At 53.2% G+C, this 3,534-nt stretch carries 1 tRNA gene and 2 rRNA genes; all 3 read right to left on the bottom strand.

Annotation, left to right across the window (positions count from 1 at the left end):
• Positions 1 to 77 (bottom strand) — tRNA-Met (locus tag GOW48_RS22190).
• 52 nt (positions 78 to 129) lie between these two features.
• Positions 130 to 244, bottom strand: a 5S ribosomal RNA gene (rrf, locus tag GOW48_RS22185).
• A gap of 187 nt (positions 245 to 431) precedes the next feature.
• Positions 432 to 3,258: ribosomal RNA gene (locus GOW48_RS22180) — 23S ribosomal RNA — on the bottom strand.
• Positions 3,259 to 3,534 lie beyond the last annotated feature (276 nt).

Here is a 3,534-nt window from a genome sequence, read left to right as displayed (position 1 = left end):
TGGTTGCGGGAGCAGGATTTGAACCTGCGACCTTCAGGTTATGAGCCTGACGAGCTACCGGGCTGCTCCATCCCGCGTCAGAGTCAGATTTGTTTTCATCGTTTAGAGAGATGTGTGGGCTTTTTCTAGGTTTGGCGGTGACCTACTCTCCCGGGGCTTAAGCCCAAGTACCATTGGCGCGGCAGTGCTTAACTTCCGGGTTCGGGATGGGACCGGGTGTTTCACTTGCGCTATGACCACCAAACCGAGGAAAAGCCCATGTCGACTTTCTTGCTGTGCAAGAAAGCGACGAGGTGGCAGGCAGCGTATTCGCTTGCGAATGCGCGTTGCCACTCGGTTGTAGTTATCAATCAACAGTGCCGTTTGCGTTGGCACGCGCTGTCCATGTTTACTGAGGTGTATGTTTTTGATTTGTCTTTCCATTACTGGATCAAATCAAGCCTATCGGGCGATTAGTACCGGTCAACTGAACGCATTACTGCGCTTACATCTCCGGCCTATTGACGTGGTGGTCTTCCACGGCCCTCAGGGAGACCTTGTTTTGAGGGGGGCTTCCCGCTTAGATGCCTTCAGCGGTTATCCTGTCCGATCATAGCTACCCAGCACTGCCGTTGGCACGACAACTGGTCCACCAGTGGATCGTTCACCCCGGTCCTCTCGTACTAGGGGCAACTCCTCTCAAGTCTCCTACACCCACGGCAGATAGGGACCGAACTGTCTCACGACGTTCTAAACCCAGCTCACGTACCTCTTTAAACGGCGAACAGCCGTACCCTTGGGACCTGCTCCAGCCCCAGGATGAGATGAGCCGACATCGAGGTGCCAAACACTGCCGTCGATATGGACTCTTGGGCAGTATCAGCCTGTTATCCCCGGCGTACCTTTTATCCGTTGAGCGATGGCCCTTCCACTCGGGACCACCGGATCACTATGGCCGTCTTTCGACTCTGCTCGACTTGTCAGTCTTGCAGTCAGGCTGGCTTCTGCCATTGCACTCAACGAGCGATTTCCGACCGCTCTGAGCCAACCTTCGCGCGCCTCCGTTACGCTTTAGGAGGCGACCGCCCCAGTCAAACTACCCGCCACGCAGGGTCCCGGATCCGGATAACGGACCGCGGTTAGACATCAAGAGTGCGAAGGGTGGTATCTCAAGGGAGGCTCCACAGGTACTTGCGTTCCTGCTTCAAAGCCTACCACCTATCCTGCACATCACAATCCTGATGCCAGTGCGAAGCTGTAGTAAAGGTGCACGGGGTCTTTCCGTCTAACCGCGGGAAGCCTGCATCTTGACAGGCAATTCAATTTCGCTGAGTCGATGTTGGAGACAGCGGGGAAGTCGTTACGCCATTCGTGCAGGTCGGAACTTACCCGACAAGGAATTTCGCTACCTTAGGACCGTTATAGTTACGGCCGCCGTTTACCTGGGCTTCAATTCAAGGCTCTCACCTCTCCTTTTAACCTTCAGGCACCGGGCAGGCGTCAGACCCTATACGTCGTCTTGCGACTTCGCAGAGCCCTGTGTTTTTAATAAACAGTCGCCACCCCCTGGTTTGTGCCCCCAGCCCCTAGTTGCCTAGGAACCGGGCCTCCTTCTCGCGAACTTACGGAGGTATTTTGCCGAGTTCCTTCAACATCGTTCTCTCAAGCGCCTTGGTATGCTCTACCAGTCCACCTGTGTCGGTTTAGGGTACGGTCTGATGGAGGGCTATTTCCAGGAACCACTCAGCAGCCCAATCAATCCGATAAGATTGAACTACACCTGTGATCCGTCACATCCTCCTGGCCTAGGAATATTAACCTAGTTCCCATCGCCTACGCCTTTCGGCCTCGGCTTAGGGGCCGGCTTACCCTGCTCAGATTAGCTTTAAGCAGGAACCCTTGGACTTTCGGCGAGAGTGTCTCTCACACTCTTTGTCGCTACTCATGTCATCATTCTCACTAGTGATCTCTCCACGGGATCGCTCACGCGCCCGCTTCATCGAAAGCCTCTCTCCTCCAATCTGCCCGAAGGCATGAAGGAGGAATGAGACTATGTCACACTACGCTCTGCTACCGATGCTTACGCATCCCTAGACTTCGGCTCATGGCTTGAGCCCCGTTACATCTTCGCCGCAGGACAACTTATTTAGACCAGTGAGCTGTTACGCTATCTTTAAAGGATGGCTGCTTCTAAGCCAACCTCCTGGTTGTTTTGGTCGTCCCACCTGCTTTCCCACTTAGCCATGAATTGGGGGCCTTAGTCGTAGGTCAGGGTTGTTTCCCTCTCCACTACGGACGTTAGCATCCGCAGTGTGTCTGCCATCTAGTACTCCCGGGTATTCGGAGTTTGGTTAGGATCAGTAAGCCTGTGGGGCCCCATTACCCATCCAGTGCTCTACCCCCCGGGGTATTCGGATGACGCTCTACCTAAATAGATTTCGCAGAGAACCAGCTATCTCCGAGTTTGATTGGCCTTTCACCCCTAGGCACAGCTCATCCCGATCCTTTTCAACGGATGTGGGTTCGGTCCTCCAGTAAGTGTTACCTTACCTTCAACCTGGCCATGCCTAGATCACTCGGTTTCGGGTCTGATCCCACGAACTCATACGCCCTATTAAGACTCGCTTTCGCTACGCCTACACCTAACGGCTTAAGCTTGCTCGTAAGACCAAGTCGATGACCCATTATACAAAAGGTACGCCGTCAGATCTCGAGGATCCTCCGACTGATTGTAGGCGTTCGGTTTCAGGTACTGTTTCACTCCCCTCGTCGGGGTGCTTTTCACCTTTCCCTCACGGTACTGGTTCGCTATCGGTCAGCAAGGAGTACTTAGCCTTCGAAGGTGGTCCTCCGATCTTCAGACAGAATTTCACGTGTTCCGCCCTACTTAATACGTCCATCAAAGCTTCCTATACGGGGCTGTCACCCGCTATGGCCACGCTTCCCAACGTGTTCTAGTCACTTATCTGGCTCGGCTGATCCCCGTTCGCTCGCCGCTACTAGGGGAGTATCAATTGATTTCCTTTCCTCCGGGTACTTAGATGTTTCAGTTCCCCGGGTTTGCTCTTAAAACCCTATGTATTCAGGTCTTAAGTACCTGTTCATGCTCATTATTGATTAGCAGAGCTAACAATAACAAACATTCAGGTGGGTTGCCCCATTCAGAGATCCATGGATCAAAGCTTATTCTCAGCTCCCCATGGCTTATCGCAGAGTATCACGTCTTTCATCGCCTCTTGCTGCCAAGGCATTCACCAAACGCCCTTCTCGCGCTTGATTTGATCCAGAAAAAGAAAGACATAACACTTTGCGCTACCGCCTATTCGGCTACTTGAGCGCGTGAACCCTTTCGGCCTTCGGCCTGCAGGGTTCGACTATGTCGATCGAGACCGCCCAGCTGGTAACTAAAGGCAGTCATTCTTCTGAACCAAAAACATACATTTCCCGCCCCCGCCACTTGGACGAGGACAAATGAGCAACCCCATATGGTCTCTCAGCCGTGCAGCTGATCAACGCAGGTCGCTCGGGTTAGTATATTAGACTTGGACAACTCTG

The organism is Ruegeria lacuscaerulensis, from assembly GCF_013033355.1.
Lineage (GTDB): Bacteria > Pseudomonadota > Alphaproteobacteria > Rhodobacterales > Rhodobacteraceae > Ruegeria > Ruegeria lacuscaerulensis_A.
The sequence above is the reverse complement of the archived record's forward strand: the minus strand, read 5'-3'. Positions and strand labels throughout refer to the sequence as shown.